Annotated in this window: 5 protein-coding genes; 2 read left to right on the top strand and 3 right to left on the bottom strand. The window is 68.2% G+C overall.

What is annotated here, in order from left to right; translation table 11 throughout:
- Positions 1–110: 110 nt before the first annotated feature.
- From QMX83_RS20285 to QMX83_RS20295, 3 genes are read right to left on the bottom strand one after another with little or no spacing between them, the layout of a single operon-like run.
- Positions 111–1,061, bottom strand: a complete 951-nt coding sequence (locus QMX83_RS20285; RefSeq protein ID WP_282298439.1) for an aspartate carbamoyltransferase catalytic subunit — start codon at positions 1,059–1,061, stop codon at positions 111–113.
- Positions 1,062–1,078: 17 nt separating this feature from the next.
- Positions 1,079–1,546: a Holliday junction resolvase RuvX gene (gene ruvX, locus QMX83_RS20290; RefSeq protein WP_282298440.1), complete on the bottom strand. Its 468-nt coding sequence runs from the start codon at positions 1,544–1,546 to the stop codon at positions 1,079–1,081.
- Positions 1,539–2,105 (bottom strand): YqgE/AlgH family protein, encoded by a 567-nt coding sequence (locus QMX83_RS20295; protein WP_282298441.1) that lies wholly within the window; start codon positions 2,103–2,105, stop codon positions 1,539–1,541. The genes ruvX and QMX83_RS20295 overlap by 8 nt, the downstream gene beginning before the upstream one ends.
- A gap of 81 nt (positions 2,106–2,186) precedes the next feature.
- Between QMX83_RS20295 and QMX83_RS20300 the strand changes: the two genes are divergently transcribed.
- Together QMX83_RS20300 and QMX83_RS20305 are read left to right on the top strand one after the other, a co-directional pair.
- The gene (locus QMX83_RS20300) at positions 2,187–4,007 is read left to right on the top strand and encodes a DUF4153 domain-containing protein (protein WP_282298442.1); all 1,821 of its coding nucleotides are present in this window, start codon (positions 2,187–2,189) and stop codon (positions 4,005–4,007) included.
- A complete protein-coding gene (locus QMX83_RS20305) occupies positions 4,004–4,543 on the top strand; it encodes a DNA-3-methyladenine glycosylase I (RefSeq protein WP_282298443.1) in 540 nt (179 codons plus the stop codon). The genes QMX83_RS20300 and QMX83_RS20305 overlap by 4 nt, the downstream gene beginning before the upstream one ends.
- The last annotated feature ends 56 nt before the right edge of the window (positions 4,544–4,599 follow it).

A 4,599-nucleotide genomic window follows, 5' to 3' on the forward strand; every position in this document is an offset into this window, starting at 1 on the left:
CCCCCCCCCCCCCGGGGCGGCGCGCCCCCCCCCCCCCCCCCCCCGCGCAATCCCACCGCCCAAGGTAGCGCCGGCCGTTGGCCGGCCCTTCGGCAACCCGGCGCAGGCCCTTACCCCAACAACGTCTCCAACACCGCCATGCGCACGGCGACGCCGTTGGCGACCTGGCGCAACACCCACGACTGCGGGCCGTCGGCGACTTCGTCGGTCACTTCCACGCCGCGGTTGATCGGGCCCGGATGCAGCACCGCCGCATCCTGCGCTGCGCGCTTCAGGCGTGCTGCGGTCAGACCATACTCGGCGTGGTACTGCTCGATCGACGGCACCAGGCCTTCTTCCATGCGCTCGCGCTGCAGGCGCAGCATCATCAGCGCGTCTGCACCTTCCAGCATGGCGTCGAAATCCTGGCCGACGATGCAGCCCTTCAGCGTTTCATCGTCGGGCAGCAGCGACTGCGGGCCGCACACGCGGATCTCGCCTGCACCCAGGGTGCGCAGCGCGTGCAGGTCGGTGCGGGCCACGCGCGAGTGCTTCACGTCGCCGACAATCAGCACCTTCATCTTCGAAAAATCCGCACCTTTGGCCTGGCGCAGGGTCAGCATGTCGAGCAGGCCCTGGGTGGGGTGGGAACTGCGGCCATCGCCAGCGTTGACCAGCGCGGTGCCCTCGCCCGCCGCTTCCGACAGCGCAGCCACAGCACCGTCATCCGGATGGCGCACGACGAAGCCACGCACGCCCATCGCTTCCAGATTCTTCAGCGTGTCGCAGGCGGTTTCGCCTTTGCGCGTGGACGAGGTGGAGGCATCGAAGTTCAGCACGTCGGCTCCGAGGCGCTGCGCGGCCAGCTGGAACGAACTGCGGGTTCGCGTGGAGGGTTCGAAGAACAGCGTGCATACCGCCGACCCCGCCAGCACCTGGCGCTTGTTGCCGACCCGGCCGACGGCCGCATCGCGGATCTGGCCAGCACGGTCCAACAGCTGCAACAGGGTCTCGCGGGGCAGACCTTCCAGGGTCAGCAGGTGGCGCAGGCGTCCATCGGAATCAAGTTGCGTGGCGGTCATGGCAGGGATCTGAGGGGTCAGGAAACAGGAGTGGCGTCATCCGGCGCGGACAACCAGCGCTCGATGATGACGGCGGCGGCGACCGCGTCCAGGGTGGCGGCGTCACGACGACGCTTGCGACCCTCGGCGCGTTCGACCGCGAACCGGCGGGCCGCCTCGACCGAGCTGGAACGCTCGTCGACCAGCACCACCGGCAGCTTGAAACGTTCCCGCAGCTGGCGGGCGAAGCCCTGCGCACGCTTGCGGTTAGGCTGGTCCTGGCCGTCCAGGGTGAGCGGGTCGCCCACCACCAGGCCGTCAGGCCGCCATTCTTTGATCAGGCGCTCCACCGCGCCCCAGTCCGGGCCATTGCCGTGCACGTCCACCACCGCGATGGCGCGGGCGTGGGTGCCGAACGAACTGCCGATGGCCACGCCGATGCGGCGCGAACCGACATCAAAGCCCAGCACCGTGCCGTCGCGGCGGATGCTGGCCGGCTCAGACATGGCCGCTGTAACCGGTATGGTGGAACAGATCCACGCCCAGCCGCGCCGCCGCACCCTGCCAGCGCTCATCCAGCGGCGTGCTGAACAGCAGGTCGGCATCGGCCGGCACCGCCAGCCAGCTGTTCTCAGCCAGCTCGTTTTCCAGCTGGCCGGGGCTCCAGCCCGCGCAGCCCAGCGTCACCAGCGCATTGCGCGGACCTTCGCCGCGGGCCATGGCCTCGAGGATGTCGCGCGAGGTGGTCAGGAACAGGCCTTCGCCCACGGCCAAGCAGGCATCCCATTCACGCGGGTCGTCGTGAATCACAAAGCCGCGTTCAGGATGGACCGGGCCACCGTTGAGCACCAGGCTGTCGCGCAGGGCGACATCGTCGGTGCTGATCTCCATCTGCGCCAGCACTTCGCCCAGCGTGTATTCGGACGGCTGGTTGACCAGCACGCCCATGGCACCGGCCTCGTCGTGCTGGCAGATCAGCGCCACGCTGCGGGCGAACGTGGGATCGGTCAGCGACGGCAGCGCTACCAGCAGGTGATCGGCGAGGGACGTGGGCAGCTGTGACATGGCCCCATTCTAACCGCAGGCTCCCAGACAGGGGCGTGAGCGGTGGGCTAGGATGCGCGTTGATCTGCACGGACGCATTCCATGAACGACACCGCACTTCCTGCCCTGCCCCTGTCCTCGCGCAGCACCATCGTGCTGATCGCACTGCTGCAGGGGCTGGCGCTGTATGCCGTGCAGCAGGCCAACGACAGCTGGCCGTTCCAGGACATCGCCAGCCGCTACCGGTGGTACACCTGGGTACTGACCATTCCCACCGCTGTTGCGCTCACCCTGGTGACACTGCGCGACCGTCGCCTGTGGCTGCACGCGATCGTCGGCTCCTTGGTGGTGCTGGCACTGGCGAGCTGGATCGGCTGGAACCTGGGCGGCGGCGCGACCGGTCTGGTCGACGGCCCCCTGCACTGGCCGTTCTCGCTCAGCATGGGCATTGCCGTCTTTGTCACCCTGCCCTGGTGGCAGTTCCGGCTGCAGCATGGTCATTGGCGGGCCACTTACGACGCGCTGTTTGAACGCGCCTGGCAGAACGGTCTCACCCTGGCGCTGGCCCTGGCGTTCACCGGCCTGACCTGGCTGCTGTTGTGGCTGTGGGCGGCGCTGTTCCAGCTGGTGGATATCGACTTCTTCCGCGACCTGTTCCGCGAAGAGGCATTCATTGCCCTGGCCACCGGCTGCCTGTTCGGTTTTGGCGTGCTGATCGGGCGCACCCAGCACCGCGCCATCCAGGTCACCCGGCAGGTGCTGTTCGCGATCTGCCGCGGCCTGCTGCCCCTGCTGTCGTTCATTGCCGTGCTGTTCGTGCTGAGCCTGCCCTTCACCGGCCTGGAGGCGTTGTGGAAGACCCGCTCGGCCACCTGGCTGCTGGTGATCGTCTCGCTCCTGCTGGTGGCCTTCACCAACGCGGTGTACCAGCACGACAGCGCGCGCGCGGCCTACCCGATGTGGCTGCGCCGGCTGGTGGATGCGAGCCTGCTGGCACTGCCGGTCTATGCCGGGCTGGCGCTGTATGCGATGGGGCTGCGCATTGCCCAGTACGGCTGGACCCTGGAGCGCTTCTGGGGCGCACTGGTGGTGGTGATGGTGCTCGGCTACGCGGTGGGCTATGCACTGTCCGTGCTGCGCCGGCGGGGCCGCTGGCTGCAGCCGATTGAAACCGTGAACCGCTGGATGTGCTGGACGGTGCTGGCGGTGGCGCTGCTGGCCAATTCGCCGGTACTGGATGGCGTGCGGATCAGCATCGCCAGCCAGGTGGCGCGACTGAAAGCCGATCCGGCGGCGATCAACGCGGCCGATGCAATCGCGCTGCGCTTCGAGTTCGGCCGTCGCGGCGTGGATGCGCTGCGCGCGCTGGAACAGGACCCACGGCTCAGCGCCGACGCCCGCGCCGTCAGCGTGGTCAAGGATGCCTTGGCGCGGAAGGAGCGCTGGGGCGGCGAACGTCAGGTGGATGACGGCCTGCGTGACCTGACCGTCCTGCAGCGCCAGGTCGACCTTGCCAAGGGCAGCCCGGCGGCCGACGCCGACTGGTGGCAGGGCCTGCTGGACCGCAAGCTGGACGCCGGCGGCTGCCTGGAGAGCGGCGCGTCCTGCGTGGCCCTGCGCCGCGACTTCGACGGCGATGGCATCGACGACATGCTGCTGTGTGATCTGTCCGAGTACATCGGGCCGTCCTGCCGACTGCACGCACGCCCCCCGGGCACCAGCGCGGCCGCGTGGCAGAATGCCGGCCAGATCAGCTTCTACGACGGTGGCGGCAAGGATCAGGTGTCCATGGCCAACGCCGCGTTGCGGGAAGGCAAGCTGGAGGCGCAGCAGCCGCGTTGGCCGCAGCTGAAGCTGGCGGGCATCAAAGCCAGGTCGCTGGACGAGAGCAGGGTGGAGAACGTGGAGGACGACAGCCCATGAGCGGTTACTGCAACATCGCCCCCGGCCACCCGGTACACGGGCACTACCATGACCATGAGTACGGTTTTCCGCAGCGCGACGAGCGCGAACTGTTCGAACGCCTGATCCTGGAAATCAACCAGGCCGGGCTGAGCTGGGAAACCATCCTGAAGAAGCGCGAAGGCTTTCGGGCGGCGTACAGCCAGTTCAACGTGGACGCCGTGGCGGCGTACGGCGAACGCGATGTGGAGCGGCTGTTGAACGACACCGGCATAATCCGCAACCGCTTGAAGGTGCACGCGGCCATCCACAATGCGCAGGTGATCCAGCAGCTAAGGGCCAGCCATGGGTCGTTCGCCGACTGGCTGGATGCGCATCACCCGCGCAGCAAGCCCGACTGGGTGAAGCTGTTCAAGAAGACCTTCCGCTTCACCGGCGGCGAGATCACCGGCGAGTTCCTGATGAGCCTGGGGTATCTGCCCGGGGCGCATGCGAAGACCTGCCCGGTGTACAAGCGGTTGGAGAAAATTGCCCCGCCGTGGACGAGCGCCGGATGAATCCTGCGGGCCGGCCAACGGCCGGCGCTACCGGGCCTTGCCGACATGGGTAGCGC

The sequence above is a fragment of the Stenotrophomonas sp. PS02289 genome (genome assembly GCF_029960115.1).
Taxonomy (GTDB): domain Bacteria; phylum Pseudomonadota; class Gammaproteobacteria; order Xanthomonadales; family Xanthomonadaceae; genus Stenotrophomonas.

Bases quoted from the DNA above. Each gene is read 5' to 3' on its own strand.
- QMX83_RS20285 (WP_282298439.1), bottom strand. From the start codon at position 1,061: ATGACCGCCACGCAACTTGATTCCGATGGACGCCTGCGCCACCTGCTG.
- QMX83_RS20300 (WP_282298442.1), top strand. From the start codon at position 2,187: ATGAACGACACCGCACTTCCTGCCCTGCCCCTGTCCTCGCGCAGCACC.
- QMX83_RS20295 (WP_282298441.1), bottom strand. From the start codon at position 2,105: ATGTCACAGCTGCCCACGTCCCTCGCCGATCACCTGCTGGTAGCGCTG.
- ruvX (WP_282298440.1), bottom strand. From the start codon at position 1,546: ATGTCTGAGCCGGCCAGCATCCGCCGCGACGGCACGGTGCTGGGCTTT.
- QMX83_RS20305 (WP_282298443.1), top strand. From the start codon at position 4,004: ATGAGCGGTTACTGCAACATCGCCCCCGGCCACCCGGTACACGGGCAC.